This is a genomic window from Micromonospora aurantiaca ATCC 27029 (assembly GCF_000145235.1).
GTDB classification, from domain to species: Bacteria; Actinomycetota; Actinomycetes; order Mycobacteriales; family Micromonosporaceae; genus Micromonospora; species Micromonospora aurantiaca.
This window is the reverse complement of the sequence record NC_014391.1, coordinates 2,550,001-2,576,393: the sequence shown is the minus strand read 5'-3', so window position 1 is coordinate 2,576,393 and position 26,393 is coordinate 2,550,001. Positions and strand designations below refer to the sequence as shown.

The 26,393-nt window shown below is 74.5% G+C and carries 18 protein-coding genes and 2 rRNA genes (1 of these 20 running past the window's edge); 3 read left to right on the top strand and 17 right to left on the bottom strand.

Annotated elements, in window-relative coordinates; genetic code table 11:
- Nucleotides 1-11: 11 nt before the first annotated feature.
- The 8 genes from pyrG to recN all read right to left on the bottom strand — a co-directional run bounded on the left by pyrG (nucleotide 12) and on the right by recN (nucleotide 12,435).
- Nucleotides 12-1,742, bottom strand: coding sequence for a CTP synthase (gene pyrG / locus MICAU_RS12070; RefSeq protein WP_013285590.1), 1,731 nt, complete (start codon nucleotides 1,740-1,742; stop codon nucleotides 12-14).
- A gap of 366 nt (nucleotides 1,743-2,108) precedes the next feature.
- Nucleotides 2,109-4,658, bottom strand: a complete 2,550-nt coding sequence (locus tag MICAU_RS12065) for a hypothetical protein (protein WP_013285589.1) — start codon at nucleotides 4,656-4,658, stop codon at nucleotides 2,109-2,111.
- A complete protein-coding gene (locus tag MICAU_RS12060) occupies nucleotides 4,658-5,791 on the bottom strand; it encodes a glycosyltransferase family 4 protein (RefSeq protein WP_013285588.1) in 1,134 nt (377 codons plus the stop codon). The genes MICAU_RS12065 and MICAU_RS12060 overlap by 1 nt, the downstream gene beginning before the upstream one ends.
- Nucleotides 5,788-7,485: a murein biosynthesis integral membrane protein MurJ gene (gene murJ, locus MICAU_RS12055; RefSeq protein WP_013285587.1), complete on the bottom strand. Its 1,698-nt coding sequence runs from the start codon at nucleotides 7,483-7,485 to the stop codon at nucleotides 5,788-5,790. The genes MICAU_RS12060 and murJ overlap by 4 nt, the downstream gene beginning before the upstream one ends.
- Before the next feature lies 1 nt (nucleotide 7,486).
- The gene (locus MICAU_RS12050; RefSeq protein ID WP_013285586.1) at nucleotides 7,487-8,350 is read right to left on the bottom strand and encodes a hypothetical protein; all 864 of its coding nucleotides are present in this window, start codon (nucleotides 8,348-8,350) and stop codon (nucleotides 7,487-7,489) included.
- 61 nt (nucleotides 8,351-8,411) lie between these two features.
- Nucleotides 8,412-9,353, bottom strand: a complete 942-nt coding sequence (locus tag MICAU_RS12045) for a copper transporter (protein ID WP_013285585.1) — start codon at nucleotides 9,351-9,353, stop codon at nucleotides 8,412-8,414.
- 27 nt (nucleotides 9,354-9,380) lie between these two features.
- On the bottom strand, nucleotides 9,381-10,559 hold the full coding sequence (steA, locus tag MICAU_RS12040) for a putative cytokinetic ring protein SteA (protein ID WP_013285584.1): 1,179 nt from the start codon (nucleotides 10,557-10,559) through the stop codon (nucleotides 9,381-9,383).
- 118 nt (nucleotides 10,560-10,677) lie between these two features.
- On the bottom strand, nucleotides 10,678-12,435 hold the full coding sequence (gene recN, locus MICAU_RS12035; RefSeq protein ID WP_013285583.1) for a DNA repair protein RecN: 1,758 nt from the start codon (nucleotides 12,433-12,435) through the stop codon (nucleotides 10,678-10,680).
- Nucleotides 12,436-12,514: 79 nt separating this feature from the next.
- Here recN and MICAU_RS12030 point away from each other — a divergent pair, with 79 nt between their 5' ends.
- Nucleotides 12,515-13,489, top strand: a complete 975-nt coding sequence (locus MICAU_RS12030; protein WP_013285582.1) for a helix-turn-helix domain-containing protein — start codon at nucleotides 12,515-12,517, stop codon at nucleotides 13,487-13,489.
- A 46-nt stretch (nucleotides 13,490-13,535) separates the two neighbouring features.
- Here the strand turns inward: MICAU_RS12030 and MICAU_RS12025 are convergent, their stop codons facing one another.
- The 5 genes from MICAU_RS12025 to MICAU_RS12005 all read right to left on the bottom strand — a co-directional run bounded on the left by MICAU_RS12025 (nucleotide 13,536) and on the right by MICAU_RS12005 (nucleotide 20,289).
- A complete protein-coding gene (locus MICAU_RS12025; protein WP_013285581.1) occupies nucleotides 13,536-17,264 on the bottom strand; it encodes a S8 family serine peptidase in 3,729 nt (1,242 codons plus the stop codon).
- A 468-nt stretch (nucleotides 17,265-17,732) separates the two neighbouring features.
- Nucleotides 17,733-18,617, bottom strand: a complete 885-nt coding sequence (locus tag MICAU_RS12020; protein WP_013285580.1) for an NAD kinase — start codon at nucleotides 18,615-18,617, stop codon at nucleotides 17,733-17,735.
- Nucleotides 18,614-19,462, bottom strand: a complete 849-nt coding sequence (locus MICAU_RS12015; RefSeq protein WP_013285579.1) for a TlyA family RNA methyltransferase — start codon at nucleotides 19,460-19,462, stop codon at nucleotides 18,614-18,616. Before MICAU_RS12015 ends, MICAU_RS12020 begins: the two co-directional genes overlap by 4 nt.
- A 21-nt stretch (nucleotides 19,463-19,483) precedes the next feature.
- Nucleotides 19,484-19,711, bottom strand: a complete 228-nt coding sequence (locus tag MICAU_RS12010) for a hypothetical protein (protein ID WP_013285578.1) — start codon at nucleotides 19,709-19,711, stop codon at nucleotides 19,484-19,486.
- Complete coding sequence (locus MICAU_RS12005; RefSeq protein ID WP_013285577.1) at nucleotides 19,708-20,289, bottom strand: phasin family protein; 582 nt, start codon at nucleotides 20,287-20,289, stop codon at nucleotides 19,708-19,710. The genes MICAU_RS12010 and MICAU_RS12005 overlap by 4 nt, the downstream gene beginning before the upstream one ends.
- Before the next feature lie 111 nt (nucleotides 20,290-20,400).
- Here MICAU_RS12005 and MICAU_RS12000 point away from each other — a divergent pair, with 111 nt between their 5' ends.
- The gene (locus tag MICAU_RS12000; protein WP_013285576.1) at nucleotides 20,401-20,736 is read left to right on the top strand and encodes an SCP2 sterol-binding domain-containing protein; all 336 of its coding nucleotides are present in this window, start codon (nucleotides 20,401-20,403) and stop codon (nucleotides 20,734-20,736) included.
- A 13-nt stretch (nucleotides 20,737-20,749) separates the two neighbouring features.
- Here the strand turns inward: MICAU_RS12000 and MICAU_RS11995 are convergent, their stop codons facing one another.
- Entirely contained in the window at nucleotides 20,750-21,820 is a 1,071-nt protein-coding gene (locus MICAU_RS11995; protein WP_013285575.1) for an HAD-IIA family hydrolase, read from the bottom strand.
- Nucleotides 21,817-22,779, bottom strand: a complete 963-nt coding sequence (locus MICAU_RS32860; protein ID WP_218917886.1) for a Replicase polyprotein 1ab — start codon at nucleotides 22,777-22,779, stop codon at nucleotides 21,817-21,819. Before MICAU_RS32860 ends, MICAU_RS11995 begins: the two co-directional genes overlap by 4 nt.
- A gap of 57 nt (nucleotides 22,780-22,836) precedes the next feature.
- Here MICAU_RS32860 and MICAU_RS32445 point away from each other — a divergent pair, with 57 nt between their 5' ends.
- The gene (locus MICAU_RS32445; protein ID WP_157547407.1) at nucleotides 22,837-24,534 is read left to right on the top strand and encodes a hypothetical protein; all 1,698 of its coding nucleotides are present in this window, start codon (nucleotides 22,837-22,839) and stop codon (nucleotides 24,532-24,534) included.
- Nucleotides 24,535-24,628: 94 nt separating this feature from the next.
- Here MICAU_RS32445 and rrf read toward each other — a convergent pair.
- Both rrf and MICAU_RS11970 read right to left on the bottom strand, forming a co-directional pair.
- Nucleotides 24,629-24,745: ribosomal RNA gene (gene rrf, locus MICAU_RS11975) — 5S ribosomal RNA — on the bottom strand.
- 79 nt (nucleotides 24,746-24,824) lie between these two features.
- A 23S ribosomal RNA gene (locus MICAU_RS11970) occupies nucleotides 24,825-26,393 on the bottom strand; it runs 1,541 nt beyond the window's last position.

Genomic DNA, 26,393 nt, shown 5'->3' with positions numbered 1-26,393 from the left:
GGACCGGCCGCTCACTTCGCGGACGCCTTCGCGCCACCGCCGCGGCCGGCCTTCTTCGACGCGCCGTCCAGGTCCACCGGCAGCTGGTCGGCCTGCGAGTACGCCACGGCGGCGCCGACGAACGCGGCGAACAGCGGGTGCGGCCGGGTGGGGCGGCTCTTGAGCTCCGGGTGCGCCTGGGTGGCCACGAAGAAGGGGTGCAGGTTGCGGTCCAGCTCGACGAACTCGACCAGCCGCCCGTCCGGCGACGTGCCGGAGATGGTCAGGCCGGCCTTGGTGAGCTGGTCGCGGTAGGCGTTGTTCACCTCGTACCGGTGCCGGTGCCGCTCGCTGACCTCGGTGCTGCCGTACGCCTCGGCGACGATCGAGCCCTCGGCCAGCTTCGCCGGGTACGCCCCGAGCCGCATGGTGCCGCCCAGGTCGCCACGCCCGGCGACGATGTCCTCCTGGTCGGCCATGGTGGCGATGACCGGGTGCACGGCCTCCTCGTCGAACTCCAGCGAGTTCGCCCCGTCGAGGTTGGCCAGGTGCCGGGCCACCTCGATGGTCATGCACTGGAGGCCGAGGCAGAGGCCCAGCAGCGGGATGCCGTTCTCCCGCGCGTACCGGGCGGTGCCGACCTTGCCCTCGATGCCGCGGACGCCGAAGCCGCCGGGGATCACGATGCCGTCGACGCCGGACAGCGCGGCGGCGGCACCCGCCGGGGTCACGCAGTCGTCGCTGGGCACCCACTTGAGCTGCACCCGGGCGCGGTGGCCGAACCCGGCCGCCCGGATCGCCTCGCTGACCGACAGGTACGCGTCGGGCAGGTCGACGTACTTGCCGACGAGCGCGACGGTGATCGTGTGCCGGGGCTGGTGCACCCGCTCCAGCAGGTCGTCCCAGCGGGTCCAGTCCACGTCGCGGAACGACAGGCCGAGCCGGCGCACCACGTACGCGTCGAGGCCCTCGCGGTGCAGCACCTTCGGGATGTCGTAGATGCTCGGCGCGTCCGGCGCGGCGGTGACCGCCTCCCGGTCGACGTCGCAGTACAGCGACAGCTTCTCCTTGACCTTCTCCGGGATCTCCCGGTCGCAGCGCAGCACCAGCGCGTCGGGCTGGATGCCGATGCTGCGCAGCTGCGCCACCGAGTGCTGGGTCGGCTTGGTCTTCAGCTCGCCCGACGGCGCCAGGTACGGCACCAGCGACACGTGCAGGTAGAAGCAGTTGTCCCGGCCCAGGTCGTGGCGGATCTGCCGGATCGACTCCAGGAACGGCAGCGACTCGATGTCGCCGACAGTGCCGCCGACCTCGGTGATCACCACGTCGGGCACCTGGCCGTCGGCGTCCGGGTCCGCCATGCCGCGGATGCGGGCCTTGATCTCGTTGGTGATGTGCGGGATGACCTGCACCGTGTCGCCGAGGTACTCCCCGCGCCGCTCCTTGGCGATCACCGCCGAGTAGATCTGGCCGGTGGTGACGTTCGCCTTGCCGGAGAGGTCCCGGTCGAGGAACCGCTCGTAGTGGCCGACGTCGAGGTCGGTCTCGGCGCCGTCCTCGGTGACGAAGACCTCGCCGTGCTGGAACGGGTTCATCGTCCCGGGGTCGACGTTCAGGTACGGGTCGAGCTTCTGCATCACCACGCGCAGTCCGCGCGCGGTCAGCAGACTGCCGAGGCTGGAGGCGGTGAGGCCCTTACCCAGCGAGGAGGCGACGCCCCCGGTGACGAAAATGTGCCTGGTCGTCCGTGCTGTTGGGGCCAAGGCCTGCTCCCGTGTCGTCCGTAGCGGTCGTGCGAACCGCCGTGCCGATCAGCAGAGTGATCACGCGATCCACGGGATTCCACGGTAACACCATCCGGACCGTGAGCCGGCGTCGCACCCGCTGTCGGCGCACGTGGGGCCGGTGCCGGCCCTCCCCCGGCGCTCCCGTGGCCCTCTCCCGGGCCTCCTCCGGCCCTCCTCCGGCCCGGGTCCGGCCCGGGTCCGGCCCGGGTCCGGCCCGGGTCCGGCCCGGGTCCGGGCCCTTGATCGACACCAGCTCGCCGATGTGGTGCCTTCCACCGGGCCTCGACCCCGCCACCTCCCCGAACCGGCGGGCGGCAGTCCTGGCGGGCCACGCGGGCGGGGTCAGCGGGCGGGGATGTCCGAGGACGCCGGGGTCGGCTGTGCGGGCACCTGCGCCCCGCGGGCCGTGCCAGCGGCGCGCGGCCCGTCCGGCGCCCCCGTGCCAGCGGCGCGCGGCCCGTCCGGCGCCTCCGTGCCAGCGGCGCGCGGCCCGTCCGGGCCAGCGGGGCGCGGCCCGTCCGGCGCCTCCGTGCCTGAGGAGTCCTGCCCGTCCGGTCCGGCCGGCTCCCCGGCCTCCCCCGGGTCGCCGGCACCGTCGCCGGCCACGCCGTCGCCGGCCGCGCCGTCGCCGTCCGCACCGTCACCGGCCGAGCCGTCGGCAGCCGACCGACCACCACCCGCACCGTCGCCACCCGCACCGTCGCCGGCCGGGCCGCCGGCCGCGCCGCCCCTGGAGGAGTCGTCCGGTCCGCCCGGTGGGACCGCGCCCGTCTCGCCGCCGCCACGCCCGCTGTCGGGCACCGTACGGTCGGTGGAGTGGTCGAGCACCCGCAGCGCCGCCAGGGCCGCCATGGGCACCACGAGGGCCGCCGCCGCGCCGGCCACGTCCAGCGCCGACCCGCCGAGGAGGCCGCCCAGCCCGACGGCCACGCCGGTGCCGGCCATCGCCGCCCGGATCGCCGGGTAGATGCCGAACAGCCGCATCAGCCCGCCCCAGGGCTGGAGCAGCGCGAGCCAGACCAGCGCGGCCCCGGCCAGGGCCAGCACGGTCAGCGGGCTGTTCACCAGCGTCTGGATGTTGGAGCTGCTGGACCGGTGCACGGTGAGCCCGCCGGTGCCGTCGCCCACAGCGGCCAGGAACCGGCCCAGGCTGCCCCGCTCGTCGGCGGGACGGCCGAGGTCGACCAGGGCGAAGCCGACGGTGACCGCCAGCGCGGCCATGGTCGCCCAGGCCAGCCGGCTCACTGTCAGCCAGCCGCCGCTGCAGATCGCGGCCGCGACGCTGACCCCGGCGGTGAGCGCGATCGCGCCGATCGAGTCGGCCCCCAGGTACGGGCTGCCCACTATCACCACGGCGAGCCCGCCGACCGTCACCATCACCATCGGCCGCCAGCCCTTGCGGAACCGCTGGGCGAGCCAGCCGCCGCACAGCAGCGCCCCGGCGATGAACACGCCCAGCCCGACGGTGCCGAGCCCGGCGTACCGGCCACCCTCCAGCGCCGAGTAGCCGACCACGCCGTTGAGCTGCAACCGGGAGCCGGTGAGCACGTCCACTCCGACGACGAGCGTGGCCAGCCCGGCGACCGCCCCGAGCGGACCGAGCGTGCGCTCGTGTCCGGGACTGAACCGGACCGCGGCGGTGCCGCCGACGATGAGCAGCGCAGTCACCGAGGCGTACCAGAGGCCCGCGTGGTCGCCGCGCCACCAGGGCACGGCGTCGGCGAGCAACGCTGCGGGCACTGCCAGCGCGGCGGCGATCAGCAGCAGCTCCACCACCGCCACGATCCGCGGGGACACCGGTTCCGGCCCGTGCGGTCCGGCGAGCCGGCGGGCGCGGCGCAGCAGCGGCAGCACCGCCACCGCGAGGGCGAGCTGGGCGGCGGCGAGCAGCGTGAAGAACCAGCCGGCGACGCGGCGCTGGGCGGCTGCCTCCCGGTCCGCGTCGGCCGGCGCCTCGATCGCGGCCCGCAGGTCGTCCGGCCGGTCGTCGACAGTCACTGCGGGCCGGCCGAGGAACGCCCGTTCCGGCATCGGCTTGTCGAGCACGGCGAGCACGGTCGGGGCCAGGTCGATCAGTTGCAGGTAGCCGGACCGGGCGGTGCTGGGCGAGGTCAGCCAGCCGCCCTCCCAGCCGGGTCCGTCGGCGATCGCGACGTGCAACCGCGCCGGGGAGTCGGTGTCGGACACGCCCGCGACGAGCACCAGCGAGCGCGGCGGCCGGGCGGCGAGCACCCGGGCCAGCCGGGCGTCGGCCTGCCGCGCCTGGGCGGCCCGTACCTCCGGGTCGTCGTCGTCGACGGTGCCGACGTCGACGATGCTCAGCACGCAGGAGCCGAGCAGTTCCGCCGGCTTCTCCGGGAGCGTGGGCGCGTACCTGTCGACCCGGCCGAACGGGCGGGCGGCGGCCACGGCGGCGCCCGGACCGACGGCCACCGAGCAGCGCACCGACTCGGCCAGCGCGCCGGGTGTGGCGCCCCAGGAGAGCTGCTCCTGGTTGTGCGCCACCGCGCTGGGCTGGTCGGGCAGGTTCGCGCCGATGCCGTCGGGCCGCTCGACTGTCACACCGGTGGCCGGGCAGCCACCGCCCGGGCGGGCGCCGGGCCAGGCGGCGAAGTTCCCCGCGCCGAGCGTGAGCCAGCCGTCGACCGGGCAGGTGGGGCGGTGCGCGGAGCGTACCGAGAGCGACCCGATCGCGCCCTGCTCGGCCATCCGCCACAGCGTCGGCGTGTTCTCCGGGTCGACGTCGTCCCACCGCAGGCCCGCCGCGCCGACGAGCACCACGAAGTCGGCCCCGGGCCGGGTCGCACCCTCGTCCGGGCGGGCGGAGAGCGCGGTGATGCCCAGCGCCACCACGACCAGCGTCAGCAGCACCGGGGTCAGTCTGCGCAGCATCAGCGGTTCCCGGTGGAGAGCTGGGGTGTCAGCTCGGCGTAGAGGCCGGCGAGCGCGGCCACGGTGTCCGCCTCGGTGGGCCAGGTCGCGGCCCGCGCCAGGCCGCGACGGCCCAGATCGGCCCGGCGTACGGGGTCGTCGAGCAGGTCGCGCACGGCCGCGTCGACGGCGTCCACGTCGCCCGGCGGCACCAGCACCGCCGCGTCGCCGACCAGGTCCGGCAGCCCGCCGACGGCGGTCGCGACGAGCGGTACGCCCGCCCGCAGCGCCTCCTGCGCGAACAGCTGGCGAGCCTCCCAGTCGCTCGTCACCACCGCCAGGTCGGCGGCGCCCAGCAGGTCCGCCACGTCGGTACGGTGCCCGAGCAGCGTCACCGGCGCGCGGGCGGCCGAGATCCGGGCGGCCAGCGGCAGGTACGCCGGACCGCTGCCGGCGATCACCACGAGCGGGGCGGGAGTACGGGTCCGCCAGCGGGCGGCGGCGTCGATCAGCACGTCGTACCGCTTCTGCGGGTGCAGCCGGCCCACCGAGAGGATCAGCTGCTGGTCGGCGGCGACGGCGAACTCGGCGCGTACCGCCGTGCGGCGGCGCCGCGGCGCGGGCAGCGCCGGCGCGGCGACCGGGGCCAGGCGGGCGTCGGCGGCGCCGAGCGCGGCGGCGCGGTCGACAAGGTCGGCGGAGGCGCCCAGCGCGACCCGCACGGACCGGGCGACGACCCGCTCGACCAGCCGGGACACCGCGCCGCGCAGGCCACCGGCGAGGACCGCGTTGTGCCAGGTGACGACCAGCGGCGCGGCGGGACGGGCGAGCGCGGCCACCAGGCCGGCGCGCAGCCCGTGCGCGTGCACCACGTCGACGGGTGTGTCAGCGAGCGCCCGGCGCAGCGCGGTGACCGCGCGCGCGTCGCCCGGCGTGGGGCTGGCCGGGATCTCCACCGGCGTGAACCGGGCCCCGGCGCCGGTGAAGTCGAACTGTTCCTCGGTGGCGGCCGGGCCGCAGACCAGCACGGACGCGCCGGCCTCGGTCAGCCCTCGGGTGATCGAGCGCACGTGCTGCCCGACCCCGCCGGTGCTGGAGGCGAGCACCAGGGCCACCGACCCGGGCCAGCGCGGTGCCGGCGAGGCGTCCGTCATGAGGAAACGGTCTCCCTTCCGTCACCCCGCTCGCCGGGGTGCTGCTGCGCCGGCGGGCCGTCGTCCCCGCCGGCCGGGCGTCGCCGGCGCAGCCGGCGGGTCACGGTCGCGAGCAGCGGCCGCAGGTCGCGGGCGTCGGTCAGCCAGGCGACGGCGAGGAACAGGACACCGACCACGACCCCGGACAGCATGCCCTGCGCGAGGGCCCACGGTGTCGTCGGGGTGCCGTCACCGAGCCCGGCGAGTCCCGCCGAGACGGCCGCTCCGCCGGCACCGGCGACGACGGCCGCGAGCAGCCCGGCGGCACCGGCCCGGCCGGCACCGGCCAGCGCCTCGCCACCGGCGGCCCGCCGGACCGCGGCGATCAGCAGCACGCCGAGAAGCAGCATGCCGGCCGAGGTCGCCAGCGTCACCGCGAGCACCCGGTCGGCCAGCGGCGCCACCTGCGCGGACACCACGGCGAGCGCGGGCACGCTGAGCCAGCCGAGCGCGGTGGCCACTGTGGCCGCGCGGGTCTCTCCCCGCGCGTACAGCGCGCGGGTGAGCACCGCGAACAGGCCGTAGCCGACCAGGCCGGGCGCGAAACCGGCGATCCCTGCCGCCGCGGTACGCGCGTCGAGCGCATCGGAGAAGAAGAAGTGCCCGACCGGGATCGCGGTGCCGACGAGCGCGGCGGCGCCGAGCAGGCTGAGCAGCACGACCCCGCGTACCGCCGGGGCCAGGGTCTCCCGGTAGGCGCGCTCGTCGCCGGTGGCCCGGGCCGCGACGAGCGTCGGGTACGCGGCCACCGCGAGCGGCACGGCCAGCACCGCCCAGGGCAGGAAGTAGACGGTCTGGGCGAGGTTGTAGACGCTGACGTCGGCGGTCCGGCCGTAGGTGACCTGGTTGAGCGCGACGACCAGGGCGATCTGCTGGGCGGCCACGGTGACCGCCCCGGCGACCACCAGACCGCCGACCCGGGCGCGGGCGTCGGCGGGGAAGCGGTAGCCCGGCCGGATCCGCAGCCGCAGGCGGCGCACCGGGATCAGCAGCGACAGTGAGAGCACCACCACGCCGAGCGTGGTGCCGGCGGACAGCAGCAGCTCGCCGCCGCGCCCGGCCTCCCCGATCGTGGCCAGCCGCCCCTGCTGCGCGGTGAAGCCCAGGTAGACGGCGATGACCGTGACGCTCGACAGCAGCGGCGCGATCACCGGCCAGGCGAAGCGGCGGTGCGCCTGGAGCACACCGGTCAGCACGATCCCCACGCCGTACAGCGGCAGCTGCGGCGCGAAGACCCGCAGCATCCGCGCCCCGGACGCCTGCTGGGCCTCGCTGAGACCGTTCCCGATCAGGCCCGGCAGCGGGTCGGCGAACAGCGCCAGCAGCACCGCCAGCGGGACCAGCAGGCTCAGCGTCCAGGTCAGCAGCGCGCCGGTGGTGGCGGCCACCGCGCGCCGGTCACCCGCCTCGACGGCGCCGGCCAGCAGCGGTACGACGAGACTGGCGAGCGCCCCACCGGCGACGATCTCGAAGATGAAGTTCGGGACGTAGTTGGCCACCAGGTAGGCGCCGCCGAGATCGGTGGGGCCCAGCATCCAGGTGAACACGGCGGTACGGCCGAAGCCGGCGAGCCGGCTGAGGACGGTGAGGACGGCGATGAGGGCGGCCGCCCCGGCGACCCGGCCGGCGGCGGCGAGAGGAGCCGGTTTCGTCACGTCAGTCCGGGAGCCGGCCCAGCTCGTCGAGGTGCCGCAGTCCCGGGGTCCGCGCGATGACCTGGGTGAAGCTGACCTTCTCGCTGGCCGCGGTGAGCGCGGCGAGCACGGCCAGCACGCCGGCCCGGCCCAGCGGCCCCGTACGCGCGGCGAGGCTCACGCCGAGCAGCGCGCCGAGCGCGTTGGCGCCGCTGTCGCCCACCATGACGCGCTCGCCGAGGTCGTCGCCGACCAGCGCGGCCGACGCGCCCACGGCGCCCGCGGCGAGGCCGCCGTACGGGCCGGCGGTCAGCGGCGCGCCGAGCAGCATGCCGGACTTCAACGCCCGGCCGGGCCGCAGGTCGAGCAGGTTGACCAGATTGGCGGTGCCGGCCACCACGCCGGCGCCGAGCAGCACGTCGAGCCCGCGGCCGAACGCACCGGCCCGCTGGCGGCGCGGGTGCGCGGCGACCCGCCGGTCGGCGGCGAGCAGCGCGGCGGCGCCCAGCCCGGCCACGCCCACCCCGGCGACCTTGACCATCCCGGCGGTGACCTGACCCTCGCGCAGCGCGGCGAGATGCCCGGCGAACCCCTTCGCGGCCTTCTGTTCGGGGCGGGCGCCGACCACGTCGTCGTAGAGGCCGACAGCGCCCGCGCCGAGCCCGGCGACGAGCGCGGCGGCGCCGGCCGGGGCGCTACCGGCGCCCAGCGCGGCCCCGGTGGCCGCGCCGACGGCCAAAGCCGGACCGGCGGCCAGGGTCACCGTGCGGCCCCGGTAGTTGGTGCGCTCCAACGCCGGCCCGCCCGGCGACGTACGCGTCTGACGCAGCACGTAGCGGGCGGCCAGCGCTCCCGCGCCCACGGCCAGCAGCCGACCCAGTCTCACGGGACCTCCTCGATCCGGACTTCGAACGCGACGCGGGCACGGACCGGGCGGCCCGGAGCGGTCACCGGGGCAGTGTAGGCACCCGGGCGGCGGCGTTGTCGCCCACGCCGTACTGGCCGGTCTTCTTCTCGGTGAGCTGCTGCGCCAGGGCGAGGCTGGTGACCAGCTGGCCCTGCACGGTGTTGGCGTTGTCGACGGTGGAGATGGTCTGCGACAGCACCGGGTCGCCGCGGACCACGGAGACGAGGTTGCCGCCGGTCGAGCCCATGCCGGCGACCACGAGCGCGCCGGCCCGGTCGAACTGCTCGGCGATCTTCACCACCGACTCGTCCTTCTTCGCCGAGTCCTTGTCCACGTACGGCTGGCCGGTGACCATCACCACCGCCTCGGCGGCGGTGGAGATCCGGTCCGCCGGGGTGAGGTAGCCGGCGGTGGCGTACTGCTCCAGCACGGCGCGCCGGTCGGCGTCGCTGACCGGCGGGCTCCCGGCCGGGCGGTCCACCAGCACGTTGGCCAGCAACGCGCTGGAGGTCTCCACGCCGTGCCCGTTACCGGGCAGGTTGCCGGTGGGGGCGCTGTTCGGGCGGGCGGCGGTGACCGCCAGCTCCAGCAGGTTGTTGTTGCTGTCCGGGTTGACGAACTTGTCCTGCACGTCGATGCGGCCGGTGACGTCGGCGCCGGCGGTCTGGAGCATCTTCACCACGCCCTCGGCCTGGTCCCGGCCGCTGGGCAGGGTGAGCACCAGCACCCGGCGGCCGGTCAGCTTGCCGGGCAGGACGAGCTGGGCCATCTCGGCGGCGAAGTCCTCCTCGGTCTCCAGCTGCTTCTGCATGCTGTTGACCGACTGGCGCATCAGCGAGTTGTCCTTGCGCAGGCCGTTGACGTTCTCCCGGAGCGAGTCGGCGACCGGCCCGTTGAGGGCGGCTGTGCCGACCACCAGGCCGATCGCCAGCGCCAGGAACACCGCGGTCAGGGACACCACGTGGTAGCGAAAGTTGATCACGCTTGCAGCCTCTTGATCGTCGGGGAGCTAGAAGAGCTGGCCGAGCTGGAACACGAAATTGTCCCACCATTCGGAGACCACGCCCAGATACGCCTTCCCGACGGTGGAGACCGCCACCGCGGAGGCCATCGCGGCCACCGCCGACAGGACCAGCAGCAGCAGCGACGACCCGGAGATGCTCTGCCGGTAGAGCCGGCTGACGCCCTTGGCGTCGACCAGCTTGCCACCGACCTTCAGCCGGGTCAGGAACGTCGACGCCATGCCGCCGCGCCCCTTGTCGAGGAACTCCACCAGGGTGGCGTGCGTGCCGACCGCCACCAGCAGCGACGCGCCCTTCTCGTCGGCCAGCAGCATGGCCAGGTCCTCGCTGGTGGCCGCCGCCGGGAAGGTGATCGCCGGTACGCCGAGCCCGTTGACCCGGGCCAGGCCCGGCGCCCGCCCGTCCGGGTAGGCGTGCACGATCACCTCGGCGCCGCAGCGCAGCACGTCGTCGGTGACCGAGTCCATGTCCCCGATGATCATGTCCGGGGTGTAGCCCGCCTCGACCAGCGCGTCGGCGCCGCCGTCCACGCCGATGAGCACCGGCTTGAACTCCCGGATGTACGGGCGCAGCACGTCCAGGTCGGCCTTGTAGTCGTAGCCGCGCACCACGATCAGGCAGTGCCGGCCCTGGATCTGGGTTTGGATCTCCGGCACGCCGACGCCGTCGAGCAGCAGGTCGCGTTCCTGGCGCAGGTAGTCCATCGTGTTGGCGGCGAACGCCTCCAACTGCACCGACAGGCCCTCCCGGGCGTCGGCCATCGACTTGGCCACCGTTTCGGCGTCCTGCAACGAGCCGTGCGCGACCGGATCGTCGCCGGCGAAGACGGTGTTGCCCTCGATGCGGACCCGGTCGCCCTCGCGGACCTGCTCGAAGACGCTCTCGCCGAGGTCGTCCAGCAGCGGGATGCCGGCCGAGACCAGCACCTCCGGGCCGAGGTTGGGATAGCGGCCGGAGACCGACGGCTTGGCGTTGAGGACCGCCGCCACACCCACCGCGACGAGCGAGTCGGCCGCCACCCGGTCCAGGTCGACGTGGTCGATGACCGCGATGTCGCCGGGTCGCAGCCGCCCGACCAGCCGTTTCGTCCGGCGGTCGAGGCGCGCGGTGCCGACGATGGAGCCCGGCTCCGGGTTCCGGCTCCGGCGCAGTGTGGGTAGACGCATCGTGACCATCCTGGCATGTGAGGCAGGTTTTGCTGTCGCGACATGCCTGAGCAGGGCCGCCTACCCAGGGAAGCACACCGGAACCCGCGCCGGTGTGCTTGCGCTCACAATCGGGGTATCACGGACGCCTTTCCTTGGCCGCCACGGCCAGGAGCTCCTCGGCATGGGCGATACCCAGATCCGAGTCCGGCAAACCGGCGAGCATCCGGGCCAGTTCCCGGGCGCGCTCGGTGTCCTCCACCACCCGCACCCCGCTCGTGGTGACCGCTCCCCCGGTGTCCTTGGCCACCACCAGGTGCCGGTCGGCGAACGCGGCGACCTGCGGCAGGTGCGTGACCACGAGCACCTGGTGACTGCGGGCCAGCCGGGCCAGCCGACGGCCGATCTCCACCGCGGCCTGGCCGCCGACACCGGCGTCGACCTCGTCGAACACCAGCGTGGGCGGGCCGCCGGAACCGGCGAAGACCACCTCGATGGCGAGCATCACCCGGGACAGCTCACCGCCGGACGCGCCCTTCTGCAACGGCAGCGCCGGTGCGCCCGGGTGCGCCAGCAGCCGCAGCTCCACCTCGTCGGCGCCGTCCGCGCCGACGCCGGTCTCGACGCCGTTGACAGGCAGGCTCGGCTCGGACCGGCCCGCCGGTCGCGGCAGCACCGCCACCTCGATGCGGGCGTGCGGCATCGCCAGCCCGGCCAGCTCGACTGTCACCTCCTCGGCGAAGCGGACCGCCGCCTCCCGCCGGGACGCCGACACCCGGCCGGCGAGGTCGGCCACCTCACCGGCGAGCCGGGTCGCCTCGCGGTCCAGCTCGTCCAGCAACTCGTCGGAGGTGTCCAGATCGGACAGCCGCGTGCGGGCCCGTTCGGCCCACGCCACCACGCCGTCGACGTCGTCGGCGTACTTGCGGGTGAGCGCGCGCAGCGCGGCCCGCCGCTCGTAGACGGTCTGGAGGCGTGCCGGGTCGGCGTCCAGCGCGGCCAGGTAGGCCGACAGCTCCGCGGCCACGTCGGTGACGAGCGTGGCCGCCTCCTCCAGCCGGGCCGCCAGCTCACCCAGCGCCGGGTCGGTGCCGGCCTGCGCCTCCAGCGTGCGCCGCGCGGTGCCGAGCAACACCGTCGCGTCCGGCGTCTCGTCGGTCGCCTCGACACCGCCGGCCACGCACTGCTGCGCCACCTGCGCGGCGGTACGCAACCCCTCGGCGTGCTCCAGCCGCTGCGCCTCGGCCTTCAGCTCGTCGTCCTCCCCCGGCTGCGGGTCGACCCGGGTGATCTCGTCCAGGCCCAGGCGCAGCAGGTCGGCCTCCTGGTTGCGCTCGCGGGCGTTGCGCCGCCGGTCGGCCAGGTCGTCGACGACGGTGCGCCACCGGGCGTACGTCTCGCGCAGCGCGTCGAGCAGCTTCTCGTGCTCGGGCCCGGCGAACCGGTCGAGCGAGGCACGCTGCTCGGCCGGGCGCAGCAGCCGCAGCTGGTCGGACTGGCCGTGCACTGCGAGCACCTGCTCGCCGACCTCGCCGAGCGTGGACACCGGCATGGCGCGCCCGCCCAGGTGCGCCCGGGAGCGGCCCTCGATGGTCACGGTGCGGCTGAGCAGCAGCGAACCGTCCTCGTCGGGCTCGCCGCCTGCATCGAGGATGCGGGCGTGCACCGCCTCGGCCACCCGGCCGCTCAGGCGCAGCCGGCCCTCCACCGCCGCGCGGCCCGGCTGGGCGCGCACCCGGCCGGCGTCGGCGCGGCCGCCGAAGAGCAGGCCGAGGCCGGTCACCACCATGGTCTTGCCGGCGCCGGTCTCGCCGGTGATGACGTTCATCCCCGCGGCCAGCGGCAGCGTGGTGTCCTCGATGACGCCCAGTCCGGTGATGCGCAGCTCTTCCAGCACAGCACCCGACAGTAGCCCCGCCGTGTGACAGTTGACCAGCCGGCAGGGCGAGCCGCAGGCACCCGTACAGTTCAGCCCCGTGCTGGAGGAGATCGGCCTGACCCCGGACGAGGAGGAGCTCTACCGCAGCCTGGTACGGGCGAACACGGCCCGGGCCGGTGAGCTCGCACAGCGGCTGGGACGGCCCCGCGCGGAGGTCGCCGCCCGGCTGGACGCCTTGCGGGACAAGGGTCTCGTGCTGCCGACCGGGCCGGAACCGGACGCGCCGCTGCGGCCGCTCGCGCCGGACGTGCCGTTGGGCGAGGCGCTGCTGCGCCGCCAGTCAGCGCTGGAGGAGGCCCGCGCCGCTGTCAGCCGGCTCGCCGAGGACTACCGGGCCGGGATGCGCCGCCACGACGCCGCGCACCTGGTCGAGGTGGTCACCGGCGCGCGGGGGCTGCGGGAACGGCTGCGCGAGCTGCAGAACGGCGCGCGCGAGGAGGTGCTCTGGTTCTGCCGGGCGAACCCGCTGGCGATGCCCGGACCGGAGAACGTCGAGGAGTTCGACGCGCTCGCCCGCGGCGTGCGCTACCGGGCCATCTACGAACGGGCCATGCTGCTGGAGCCGGGCGCGCTCGCGGACGTGGAGCGGGGCGTACGCGCCGGGGAGCAGGCCCGGGTGCTGGACCGGCTGCCGGTGCGACTGGCCGTGGTGGACGGTCGTACCGCGGTGTGCCCGCTGGTGCCCGACCGCGACGGCGGGGAGCCGACAGCCGCGGTGATCGGCCGCAGCCAGTTGCTGGACGCCCTGCTGGCGCTCTTCGAGAGCCACTGGCTGATGGCGACGCCGCTCGGCACGCCCGCCGACCGGGCCGCCACCGGCTACCAGCCCGACGGCGACGAGGCGCGGCTGCTGTCGCTGTTCGTCGCCGGGGTGCCGGACAAGTCGATCGCGTCACAGCTCGGGGTGAGCCGGCGTACCGTGCAGCGGCGGCTGGCCGACCTGATGGCCGCCGCCGGTGTGGACACCCGGCCCGGGCTGGCGTTCCAGGCCGCCCGGCGCGGCTGGATCTGACCGGGGCCGGGGCGGGACGGCCCCAGGACCGCCCCGCCCCGGCGTCTCATCGCAGCCCGTACGCGTCGATCACGGTCTGCGTCACTGTGTTGCCGGACCGGTCCCGCGCCGAGACGCGCAGCGACACCGTGCCGCGCCCGGCCGGCACCTCGGCGGTGAACCGGGTGCCGGAGCCGCGTACCGGCGCCGTACGCCAGGTGCGTCCGCCGTCGAACGACACCTCGGCGCGTACCGTCGTGCCGGCCGGCGCAGGCAGGCCGGCCGGGTGGCGCAGCGTCAGCCCGACGGTGTGCTTCCGCCTGCCGGGCACCTCGCCGCGCAGGTCGGCCGGCACCCGGTAGTCGACCTGGAGCAGCGGCAGCGGCCGGGCCGCGTCACCGGACGGGCGGGCCGAGGTGAACTCCCACGCCGTCTCGGTACGGGTCGCCCACCGCCATTCCGCCGACGACCGTGCCGTCGTCACGTCGAGGCGGTAGCGGGCCGGACCGGCGGTGGCAGGCACCGGCGCCCAGCCGGCGGACAGGTCGGCGATCGGCTGCCCGTCCCGGCTGACCCGGCGGGTCACCGTGTCCTGCTCCTCCGACCGGTTGTCCACGCCGGCGTGACCGTCGGCGTCGACGAACTCGGCCACCCTCAGGTCGAGCGTGTCAGCGGTCCGGCTCGGCGCGGCCGCACCGGCCGGCACGGCGGGACGCACCAGCGGCGTGTGCCACGACTCGGTGGTCCGGTCGGTGGCCGCGTAGCGCCGGGGCCGGTCGGACAGGCCGCCGGTCAGCGTCCCCATGGTGGAGAACATCAGCCGGTGCAGCACCCGGTGCTGCCACCACGAGTCACCGGAGCTGACGTACTCCCGCCGGGTCGTCCCGGTACGCACCATCCGCTGGTCGTCGTTCCAGGAGAACTCCTGCCAGGGCCGCCACCCGAACCGCTGCTCGGTGGCCCAGTCCAGGCCGCCGGTGTCGCCGTAGCGCGCGGTCACCTCGGCCGTGTTCGCGGCGGTGACCCGGTGGAGGATCCGCTCCGGCACCCGGCCCTTCGACACCTGGAACACGTCGTAGAGGTACGGGCTGTCAACGGTGAGCGTCAGGTCCATCCGGGCCCGGCCGGTACGCGCCGCCGCGAGCATCCGCTGCCCGTCGTCGTACGCCACCGCGAGCGCCGGTGCCGGCAGCCGCTCCCCGGTCGGACGCCACACCGTCCACGCGCTCTGGTCCGCCGGCCGGACGATCAGCACCGCCTTCGCGCCGGCCGCCGCCGCGGCGGCCACCTGCTCCTCCTCGGACCGGTCCGCGGACGCGGTGAGCAGCGCCGCCGCGCCCCGCACGCCGGCCAGCTCACCGGGTGCGCCGGTGCCGGCGGCGACCAGGCGTAGCCGCTGCCGCCCGGCCGGGGCCGGTGACTGACCCATCAGGTTGACGTCCAGCGCGCCGGACACGCCGCTGACGTCGATGTCGACCATCGGTGCGACGAGCTGCCAGCGCGAGGAGAACTCGAACTCGCCGCGGCGCACCTGCCGGGTCGGGGTGACGTTGAGCTGCTGCACGGTGCTGAACGTCATCACGCCGTGGTCGACCTGCCGGCCGTTGCCGAACACCCGGTGCTGGTAGAAGCTCAGGACGGCCCGCTGCTCGGACGGTTTCGGCGTCTCGATCCGTACCGGCGTGCCGCGCCGCGGGTCGAGCACCACCGTGAGGTCCCGGTCCACTGTCAGCTCCGGGTCGGTGACCAGGGTGAGCTGCTCGTCCAGCGGCGCGCCGTGCTCGATCAGCGCGTGCAGCAGGTACGGCCCCTCCTCCACCTGGATCCGCCACTCGTCGCCGACGCCGAGCCAGCCCATCGCGTCCGACTCCGGGTGCTCGCCGAACAGCGTCACCACCGGCGACGATCCGGGCCGCCCGGCCAGGTCCAGCGCGCGCAGCGTCACCGTGTGCTGCGGGCCGCTGAGCGTGAGCCCGACCGCGGTACGCACCGTCACGCCGTCCGTGCCGGTGGCGACCAGCCAGCCGCCGTGCGGGCCCCGGTCCAGCCGGGCCGGGTCGGCGCGCAGCGGCACGTCCACACCGCCGCCGGCCGGCACCGTCACCGTGCCGGCGTCGAGTGTCAGGCCGTCGGTCTCGGCCGCGCCGCTGTCCAGGTTGCGCAGCTCCAGCGCCAGACGCAGCGTCTGCGCGGCTTCGGTGCCGTTGACGTAGCGCACCGTCCGGGTCGCGGCCGGCCCGCCGGTGGTCAGCCGGCCGAAGTCGGCGGTGGCCGTGCCGTACACCCGCTGGCGCAGCGCACGGGCCACGTCGACCCGCCCGGCGCCCTGCTCGAACACCGTCGCGCCGGTGCTCGGCCGGGTGGTGCTGACCAGCGCGTCCTTCAGTTGCGCGGCGGTCCATCCGGGATGCTCCTGGGCGAGTACGGCGGCCGCGCCCGCGACGTGCGGCGTGGCCATCGAGGTGCCCGAGGCGCGGGTGTAGGCGTCGTCCACAGGCGTACCCATGGTGGTGCCGGCGGCGCGGGCGGCGACGATGCCGACGCCCGGCGCGGTGATCTCCGGCTTCAGGCCGTTGTCGCCCAGGCGCGGGCCACGGCTGGAGAAGTCGGCGAGCACGTCGTCGCGGTCGACGGCGCCGACGGTGAGCGCGGCGGTGGCCGCGCCGGGCGAGCCGACGCTGCGCGGCTCACCGTCGTTGCCGGCGGCGATCACGAACAGCGCGCCGGTGGAGGCGGTGAGATCGTTCACGGCCTGGCTCATGGGGTCGGTGCCGTCGGTGGGCGCGCCGCCGAGGCTCATGCTGACCACCTTGGCGCCGGAGCGCGCGGCCCACTCCATGCCGGCGATGATGCCGGAGTCGTAGCCGGAGCCGGAGTCGTCGAGCACCTTGCCGACCAGCAGCCGCGCGCCGGGCGCGACGCCCTTACGCAGCCCTGCGGAGGCCGCGCCGCTGCCGGCGACGGTGGCCGCCACGTGGGTGCCGTGGCCGTGGCCGTCCCGGGCGCTGCCGCCGCCGGTGAAGTCGCGCGCCTCGGCGACGCGGCCGGCCAGGTCGGGGTGGTCGGCGTCCACGCCGGTGTCGAGCACCGCGACCCGCACGCCGGCGCCGTCGCGCCCGGCCGCCCACGCGGCGGGCGCACCGATCTGCGGGACGCTGTGCTCCAGCGCCACCCGGGCCCGCCCGTCCAGCCACACGCGCTCCACGCCCGCGCCGAGCCGGACCGGTCCGGCACCCGCGGTGCGGGCCTGCGGCGTCTCCCGCAGCGACGTCCACAGCGCGCCCAGGTCGTCCTTGTCGACACGCAGCGCGGCGCCGTTGATGCTGGACAGCGGACGGGACTCGGCGGCGACGGCGAGGGGGCGCACCCGCCCGGCGGCCGGTTCCCGGTAGCGCACGATCAGCGGCAGCGCCGTGAGGCCCGCGTCGCCGTAGCCCTGCTCGGCCAGTTCCTGCACGTCGAACAGGTCCGGGTCGAGCACGCCCGCCGACACGTACGGCACGACGTCGGCGGGGAGCACCCGCAGCCCGCCGTCGGCCTGCGTGGTCTGGAAGACGATCCGGTCCCGGCCCGGCCCGGGGTGGACAGTGGCGGCGATCCGGCCCGGCGCGGCCTGGACCAGCTCGACCTGGTCGCCGGTGATCAGCGTGACGCGGGCGGGCTTCGCGCCCGGGGCGGATGTGCCCGGGGGCGGGCCGGCGGGCCGGGCGGGCGGTACGGCGGACGCCGGTACGGCGAGCCCGACCACCAACGCCCCGGCCGCGCCGGCGGCGAGCCAGCGGGGGAACCGGTGCATGTGACGCTCCTCTACTCCGAGGCCGGCCTCGTGAGACCGGCGATCGGAGTCTGCGACGGCGTCCGCCACCTGGTCACCGGGTACGGGCCGCCGCACCGGCGACATGTCGCCAGGTGGACACGAGCACGACGGAGTGGAGGCCGGGACGCCGGAGACCGTGTCGCCCAGCTCGCGTGCCGCCGCTTCCTCCGGCGGCGGCCCTGCGACCTGTCGGCCCGGCCGGGGTCGACACCCGACCGGACACGGCGTGCCGGTCCGCCCGCCGCGGCCGGCTACGACGCTCCGGCGTCCCGACCGTCGCGGCCCCGACCACCCCCTGGCCGAGCCCGCGACAGGTGGGCCGCATCCGGGAAGCGGCGGGCCTCACCGCCGCGCCCGGACTCACCTCTTCGCGGCCCGTACGCCCACCGTAACGCGCGCGAGCGCCGGGACCGGTGGGCCGAACGGAGATTTCCGCTGAGCCGCTGGTCAGCGACGGTTGCCCCGCCAGCCCTGGACGGGAAGGTCGAACTTGGCCACCAGCCGGTCGGTGAACGGGCGGGCCCGCAGCCGCACGATGCGCACCGGCAGCGTGCCCCGGCGCACAGTCACCCGGGCGCCCGGCGGCAGGTCGTAGACGCGCCGCCCGTCGCAGCAGAGCACGGCCAGTGTGGTGAACGGGTCGACGGTGATGACGAACGTCGACGTGGGCGCGGTCACCAGCGGGCGGCTGAACAACGCGTGCGCGCTGATCGGCACCAGCAGCAGCGCCTCCACCTCGGGCCAGACCACCGGCCCGCCGCCTGAGAACGCGTACGCGGTCGAGCCGGTGGGGGTCGCGCAGATCACGCCGTCGCAGCCGTACCGGGACAGCGGCCGGCCGTCCACGTCGACGAGCAGCTCCAGCATCTGGGCGCGTTCGCCCTTCTCCACGCTGATCTCGTTGAGCGCCCACGACTCGATGGTCGGCCCGCCCTCGAACTCGGCTGTGACGTCCAGGGTGAGCCGTTCGTCCACCGTGTAGTTGCGGTCGACCACGTCACGCACGGCGGTGTCCAGGTCGTCGATCTCCGCCTCGGCGAGGAACCCGACCTTGCCCAGGTTGATCCCGAGCAGCGGCACCTTGGCCGGGCGGGCCAGCTCGGCGGCGCGCAGGAACGTGCCGTCCCCGCCGAGCGCGAACACGATCTCGGCGCCCTCGGCGGCCTCCGGGCCGGTCACCGGCACCACGCCCGGCAGGTCCAGGTCGTCGGCCTCCTCGGCCACCACACGCACCTCGAACCCGGCGGCGATCAGGTCGGCTGCCACCGCGCGGGCGTGCTCGGTGCTGCGTCGACGGCCGGTGTGCGTGACCAGCAGCGCGGTACGGCTCACCCGGACACCTCCTCGGTCGTGGCCGCCGTCTCGGCGGCGCCCTGCGGGCCGGCGGCCACCACCGCGCGGACCCGCTCCGGATCCGCGGCGGGCGCGTCCCCGCGCAACCATACGAAGAACTCGACGTTGCCGCTCGGCCCGGGCAGCGGGCTGGCCGCGACACCGGCCAGGCCGAGGCCCAGCCCGGCGGCGGCAGCGGCCACGTCCAGCACCGCCTCGGCGCGCAGCGCCGGATCGCGGACCACACCGCCGGCGCCGACGCGCTCCTTGCCGACCTCGAACTGCGGCTTCACCATCAGCGCCAGGTCACCGCCGGGCCCGGTGCACGCCGCAAGCGCCGGCAGCACCAGCCGCAGCGAGATGAACGACAGGTCGGCCACCGTCAGGTCGACCGGGCCGCCGATCGCCTCCGGCGTGAGGGTACGCACGTTCGTGCGCTCGAACACCCGCACCCGCTCGTCGGTCCGCAGCGACCAGGCGAGCTGCCCGTAGCCGACGTCCACGGCGACCACCTCGGCGGCGCCGCCGCGCAGCAGCACGTCGGTGAAACCGCCTGTCGACGCGCCCGCGTCCAGGCAGCGCCGGCCAGTGACGGTCAGCCCGCCGGGGGCGAACGCGGCGAGCGCGCCGGCCAGCTTGTGGCCGCCCCGGGAGACGTACTCCTGTGCCGGGTCCTCGCCGGTGACCAGCAGCGGGTCGGCCGGGTCGACCATCGCCGCGGGCTTGCGCGCCTGCACTCCACGCAGCTGGACGCGACCGGCCTCCACGAGCGCGGCGGCCTGTTCCCGGGAGCGGGCCAGCCCGCGCCGGACCAGTTCGGCGTCCAGCCGGGTACGACGAGCCATCAGGTGTGTCTCCGCCTCTGCTCAGGCCTGGTCGATGGTGGCGAGGGTCTCGCGCAGCGTCTCGTACGCCGCCTCGTACTGGGCGATCTGGTCGGCCGGGGCGAGCGCCTCGGCGTTGGCCATGCCGAGTACGGCCGCGTCCACCGCCGGGTGCCGCGCCTCGCCGATCTCCTCGGCCGGCGCGGGGCGTACCCCCGGGGGCGGTCCGGGCCGCGGACCCGGCGGCGGGCCGGGCCGGGGCGCGGTCACGAGCCGGCCGCCCGGCGCCCGGTGGCCTTCTTCGCCGGCCGGGCGGGCGCGGCGGGCGAGCCGTCGGCGGGGGTACGGGCCACGGTGGCCGGCGGCTTCCTCGCGATCGCCTTCTTGGCCACCGTCTTCTTCGCCACCGCCTTCGTCGGCGTCGTCGCGGGGGCCTTGGCCGGCGTCGTCGCCGGGGAGGACTCGGCGGCGGGCGAACCGGTCCTCGGCGGCTCGGCTGCCCCGGACGGCGCGGCGGCGGGCGGCGTGTCGCCCGGCCCGAGGTGGCCGCGCGCCTCGCGCAGCTGCCGCTCCAGGTCGTGCACCCGGCGGGTCAGCTCGGCGACCTCGTCGGCGGTGGCCAGCCCGACCGCGCCCAGCGCCCGGTCCACCTCGAAGCGGACCAGCTTGGTCAGCGACTCCCGGTTCGCCAGGCCGGTCGCGACCAGTTCCTCGGCGAGCGTCTGGAGCTGGGCGGCGGTCGCGCCGCCCTGGCCGACGACGCGCATGACCGCGTCCTGTGCCTTCTTCCGGGGCGCCTCCGTCAGGCCCATGGCCAGCTCGAGGTAGGCGCGCCACGCGTCCTGCATGCCTGAGTCCTTCCGCGGGGCGAGGTGTGCAGGTGCCACGCTACCGGGCACCCCGGACACCCCATTGCGGTACGGTGCCGGGAACGGCGTGGTTCGTGGTGAGGAGACGATGTGGCCAGCGTGGACGAGTGCCGGCAGGCGTTGCACGACCTGGCCGCGCGGCTGGACCGCAACGCCGAGGCACAGGGACGCATCGACCTCGACCGCACCCTGGCCTGCCGGATCACCGACCTCGGCACCGCGTTCCACGGGCGGCTGGAGGGTGGCCGGCTGGTCGACCTGTCCGACGGCGACGACCCGAAGGCCAAGATCGCGCTGAGCACCGGCAGCGACGACCTCGTCGCGCTGGTGCACGGCCGGCTCGACGTCATGTCGGCGGTGGCCTCCCGGCGGGTGTCGATCAAGGCGAACCCGTTCGACCTGATGAAGCTCCGCAAGCTGCTCTGAGCGGCCCGGCGCCTCAGTCGTCCAGACCGAACGCGGCGAGGACCTCCTCCGCCGCCGTGGACTGCGCCCGGACGCGCGGCCCGGCCCCGGTCGACCAGGCCACCGCGCAGAGCGCCGCGAGGGCCTCCAGCGGCGGTCCCGCGCCGTCGAGCACGAGGTCCGCGCCGGCCTCCGTCACCGACCAGCCGTCGTCTGCGGCCCGGCCCGGCACCGCCACCACTGCGGCCGGGTCGAACAGGCCCGCCAGGTCGAACGAGACGTACGCGGGGCGGCGCTCCTCGGGTGCGGCCAGCAGCTCGGCGGCGTCGCTGACCCCGGTGAGCACCAGCAGGCTGTCCAGCCCGGCCCGGCGGGCGCCCTCGATGTCGGTGTCCAGCCGGTCGCCCACCACGAGCGTGCGCCCGGTCCCGGCCCGCCGCGCGGCGGTGGTGAACAGCGCCGGCTCCGGCTTGCCCACCACCACGTCCGGGTCGCGGCCGAGCGCGGTCCGCAGCACCGCGACGAGCGAGCCGTTGCCCGGCAGCGGGCCACGCGGGCTGGGCAGCGTGCGGTCGGTGTTGGTGGCGTACCAGGGCGCGCCCGCCCGTACCGCCAGGGACGCCTCGGCCAGGTCGGACCAGCCGACCTGCGGGCCGTAGCCCTGGGCCACCGCGGCGGGCTCCTCGTCAGCAGTGGACACCGGCCGCAGGCCCACCGCGCGCAGCTCGGCGCGCAGCGCCTCCGCGCCGACCACGAGCACGGGTGCGCCCTCGGGCAGCCGGTCGCGGAGCAGTTCGGCGGTGGCCGCCGCGGAGGTGAGCACCTCCGCCGGCCGGGCCGCGACGCCCATGCCGGTGAGCAGGTCGGCCACCTCGCTGGAGCGGCGGGAGGCGTTGTTGGTCGCGTACGCGACCGCGCGCCCCTCGGCGTGCAGCCGGCCGACCGCCTCGACCGCGCCGGGAATGGGCCGGTCGATCAGGTAGATGACGCCGTCCAGGTCGAAGACGACGAGCGAGTACGCGTCGACCAGCCGACCGCCCGCCCCGGCGCGGTCGGGTTCGCCCCGATCCGCGCCGGAGGCGGTGTCACCGGCGTACCCGGTCATCGGCGGTCCGCCGCCTCGCCCTCGCCGTCCGCGGCGTCATCGGGCGCGGGCCGGTCGGCCTTGCCGGCCGGGGTGACGTCGGCGGCCGGCGCCTGGGCGTCGGCGGCCGGTGCGGTGGCCGGATCCTCGGTCGTGGCGGTGGTGGTCGGGGTGTCGGCGGCGAGCGAGCCGGCCTCGGTGTCGGTCAGCTCGTCGTCGGCCAGATCGCCGGCGTCCCGGTCCCGGTAGCCGGCCCGTGCCGCGTCCCCGTCGACGCCCGAGGTGTCGTCGTCGCCGCTCAGCGGCGCGTCGTCATCCCGGTCGTCGTCATCGTCGTCGTCATCGTCATCGTCGTCGAGGTCGTCCTCGTCGTCGTCGAGGTCGTCATCGTCGTCCTCGTCCTCGTCGTCGTCGCGGACGTCCTCGGCCGACGCCTCGGACGCGTCGGTGTCGTCCTCCGGCTCGTCGTCGCCCTCGATGACCACGCCGTCCAGCTCCAGCAGCCGCTCGGCGGCGTCGGTCTCCCCCTCGGAGTCGACGTCGGCGGCCCGGGAGAACCACTCCCGCGCCTCCTCGCGCCGGTCCACCGCCAGCAGGGCGTCCGCGTACGCGTAGCGCAGCCGCGCCGCCCACGGGTCGGTCGAGTCGCCGGTCAGCTCGCGCACCTGGAGCATCGCCACCGCGGCGTCCTTCTGCCCGAGGTCGCCGCGCGCCCCGGCGGCCACGATCAGCAGCTCGATCGCGACGGCCTGGTCGAGCTTGTCCCGGTCCGCGCCGCGGAACAGGTCGATGGCCCGCTCGGGCCGGCCCAGCGCCCGCTCGCAGTCCGCCAGCACCGCCAGGTGGCTCTGCAGGCCGCTCATCCGGTGGTACGTCCGCAGCTCGGCGATGGCGGTCTGCCACTCACCCGCGTGGTACGCGGCCAGCCCGACGGCCTCCCGCACGGCGGCGATCCGCGACGCGAGCCTGCGGGCCGCCATGGCGTGCGCCAGCGCCAGCACCGGGTCCTCGTCGATCAGCAGACCGGTCGCGACCAGGTGCCGGGCGACAGTCTCCGCCACCGGCTTGGCCAGGGAGAGAAGCTCCGCCCGGACGGCCGAGTCGAGGTCGCTCGCGACGACGTCGTCCGGCAGCTCCGGCGCCTCACCGGTACGCCCCTCGCCACGCTCGTCCTGGCGCTCCCGCTGCGGGCCGTAGTTGCCGGTCCGGCGGTCGTCGCCGCCCGGCCGGTCGCCGTAGCCACGGCGCTCACCGTCCCGCTCACCCCGGTAGCCGCCCGGCCGCCGGTCATCGCGCCGGTCGTCGCGCCGGAAGCCACGGTCGCGGTCGCCGCCGCGGAAGCCGCCGTCGCGGCGCTCGCCGCCGGCGTAGCTCTCCCGGCGGTTGTCGCCGCCCTGGTAGCCGCCCTCGCGACGGTCGCCGCCCCGGAAACCGCCCTCACGGGCGCCGCCCTCACGACGATCCCCACCACGGAAGCCACCCTCACGGTCGCCACCGCGGAAACCGCCTTCACGACGGTCACCGCCACGGAAGCCACCTTCACGGGCGCCGCCTTCACGACGATCCCCACCACGGAAGCCACCCTCACGGTCGCCACCACGGAACCCGCCTTCACGACGGTCACCGCCACGGAAACCACCGTCGCGGTCGCCACCGCGGAAACCGCCCTCACGACGGTCACCGCCACGGAAACCACCCTCACGGGCGCCGCCTTCACGACGATCCCCACCACGGAAGCCACCCTCACGGTCGCCACCGCGGAAACCGCCCTCGCGGGCACCGCCTTCACGACGATCCCCACCACGGAAGCCACCCTCGCGGCGGTCACCGCCCCGGAAGCCACCCTCACGGCGGTCGCCACCGGCGAAGCCGCCCTCACGGCGGTCGCCACCGCGGAAGCCGCCCTCACGGTCACCGCCACGGAAGCCACCCTCGCGGGCGCCGCCCTCACGACGGTCCCCACCACGGAAACCGCCCTCACGGCGGTCGCCACCGCGGAAGCCGCCCTCACGGTCACCGCCACGGAAACCGCCCTCGCGCCGGTCACCACCGCGGAAGCCGCCCTCACGGTCACCACCGCGGAAGCCACCTTCACGACGGTCGCCGCCCCGGAAGCCACCGTCACGGGCGCCGCCCTCACGACGGTCCCCACCACGGAAACCGCCCTCACGACGGTCACCACCGCCGAAGCCGCCCTCACGGCGGTCACCACTGCGGAAGCTGCCGTCGCGGGTGCCGGCTTCGCGGCGGTCGCCGCCCCGGAAGCCACCCTCTCGACGCTCACCACCGCGGAAACCGCCGTCACGGTCGCCGCCCCGGAAGCCGCCTTCACGACGGTCGCCGCCCGGACGGCTTCCACTCCGGAAGCCACCCTCACGGTCGCCGCCACGGAAGCCGCCCTCGCGCCGGTCACCGCCGCCGGAGCCGCCTTCACGACGGTCACCGCCACGGAAGCCCTCGCGACGCTCACCACCGCGGAAACCGCCGTCACGGTCGCCACCGCGGAAACCGCCCTCGCGGCGATCGCCACCGCGGAAACCGCCTTCACGACGGTCACCGCCGCGGGCGCCACTGTCACGGTCGCCACCACGGAAGCCACCCGGGCGGTCGTCGCGGCCGCCCCGGTACGAGGGACGGTCATCGCGACGGCCGTCGCGGCCGGCGTCACCACGCCCCTGGCCGCGGTCGGCGCGATCCTCGTAACGACGGGGGCGGTCCCCGCCCTGGGGTCCTGAGCTCACAGGTACATCCTTCCTGATGGCGTTTCCGCCGAGAACGCTAACGCAGTCGAGGGCCGCCCCTGCTGGGGCGGCCCTCGACTGGAAGATTGTCCGGCGGTGTCCTACTCTCCCACACCCTCCCGAGTGCAGTACCATCGGCGCTGGAGGGCTTAGCTTCCGGGTTCGGAATGTGACCGGGCGTTTCCCCTCCGCCATGACCGCCGTAACTCTATGAACATGTCAACCAACCCAACAACATGGGTGGTGGTTTGTTCAGAGTTGCACAGTGGACGCGTAGCAGCTTAGTAGTCAAGTCCTCGGCCTATTAGTACCGGTCAACTGAACCCGTTACCGGGCTTACATTTCCGGCCTATCAACCCAGTCGTCTAGCTGGGGGCCTTACCCCACAAATGTGGGTGGGATACCTCATCTTGAAGCGAGCTTCCCGCTTAGATGCTTTCAGCGGTTATCCCTTCCGAACGTAGCTAACCAGCCGTGCCCCTGGCGGGACAACTGGCACACCAGAGGTTCGTCCGTCCCGGTCCTCTCGTACTAGGGACAGCCCTTCTCAAGTATCCTACGCGCACGGCGGATAGGGACCGAACTGTCTCACGACGTTCTAAACCCAGCTCGCGTACCGCTTTAATGGGCGAACAGCCCAACCCTTGGGACCTGCTACAGCCCCAGGATGCGACGAGCCGACATCGAGGTGCCAAACCATCCCGTCGATATGGACTCTTGGGGAAGATCAGCCTGTTATCCCCGGGGTACCTTTTATCCGTTGAGCGACACCGCTTCCACATGCCAGTGCCGGATCACTAGTCCCGACTTTCGTCCCTGCTCGACCTGTCAGTCTCACAGTCAAGCTCCCTTGTGCACTTGCACTCAACACCTGATTGCCAACCAGGCTGAGGGAACCTTTGGGCGCCTCCGTTACCCTTTAGGAGGCAACCGCCCCAGTTAAACTACCCACCAGACACTGTCCCTGAACCGGATAACGGTCCGAAGTTAGATACCCAAATCAACCAGAGTGGTATTTCAAGATTGCCTCCACCCATACTGGCGTATGGACTTCACCGGCTCCCACCTATCCTACACAAGCTAATTCAGATACCAATGTCAAGCTATAGTAAAGGTCCCGGGGTCTTTCCGTCCTGCCGCGCGTAACGAGCATCTTTACTCGTAATGCAATTTCGCCGGGCCTGTGGTTGAGACAGTGGGGAAGTCGTTACGCCATTCGTGCAGGTCGGAACTTACCCGACAAGGAATTTCGCTACCTTAGGATGGTTATAGTTACCACCGCCGTTTACTGGCGCTTAAGTTCTCCGCTTCGCTCGTGAGAGCTAACAGGTCCCCTTAACGTTCCAGCACCGGGCAGGCGTCAGTCCATATACATCGAATTACTTCTTCGCATGGACCTGTGTTTTTAGTAAACAGTCGCTTCCCCCTGCTCTCTGCGGCCATACAACGCTCCACCCGCGCGGGGCTTCACGTCTCCGGCCCCCCTTCTCCCTAAGTTACGGGGGCAATTTGCCGAGTTCCTTAACCACAGTTCGCCCGATCGCCTCGGTATTCTCTACCTGACCACCTGTGTCGGTTTGGGGTACGGGCCGCTAAGAACTCGCTAGAGGCTTTTCTCGGCAGCACAGGATCACTGACTTCACCTGAATCGGCTCGGCATCACGTCTCAGCCTATATGCGCCGCGGATTTGCCTACGGCACGGCCTACACGCTTACCCCGGCACAACCACCGGCCGGGCTCAGCTACCTTCCTGCGTCACCCCATCGCTTGACTACTACCCGCCAGGTTCCCACGCTCCCCACCATTGGTCCGAAGACCGCCGGCAGTTCGGGTGGTTAGCACAACGAGGTTC

Bases quoted from the DNA above. Each gene is read 5' to 3' on its own strand.
- MICAU_RS12025 (WP_013285581.1), bottom strand. From the start codon at position 17,264: ATGCACCGGTTCCCCCGCTGGCTCGCCGCCGGCGCGGCCGGGGCGTTG.
- MICAU_RS12065 (WP_013285589.1), bottom strand. From the start codon at position 4,658: ATGCTGCGCAGACTGACCCCGGTGCTGCTGACGCTGGTCGTGGTGGCG.
- MICAU_RS32860 (WP_218917886.1), bottom strand. From the start codon at position 22,779: ATGGCGGCCCGCAGGCTCGCGTCGCGGATCGCCGCCGTGCGGGAGGCC.
- MICAU_RS12060 (WP_013285588.1), bottom strand. From the start codon at position 5,791: ATGACGGACGCCTCGCCGGCACCGCGCTGGCCCGGGTCGGTGGCCCTG.
- MICAU_RS12015 (WP_013285579.1), bottom strand. From the start codon at position 19,462: ATGGCTCGTCGTACCCGGCTGGACGCCGAACTGGTCCGGCGCGGGCTG.
- steA (WP_013285584.1), bottom strand. From the start codon at position 10,559: ATGCGTCTACCCACACTGCGCCGGAGCCGGAACCCGGAGCCGGGCTCC.
- MICAU_RS11995 (WP_013285575.1), bottom strand. From the start codon at position 21,820: ATGACCGGGTACGCCGGTGACACCGCCTCCGGCGCGGATCGGGGCGAA.
- MICAU_RS12005 (WP_013285577.1), bottom strand. From the start codon at position 20,289: ATGCAGGACGCGTGGCGCGCCTACCTCGAGCTGGCCATGGGCCTGACG.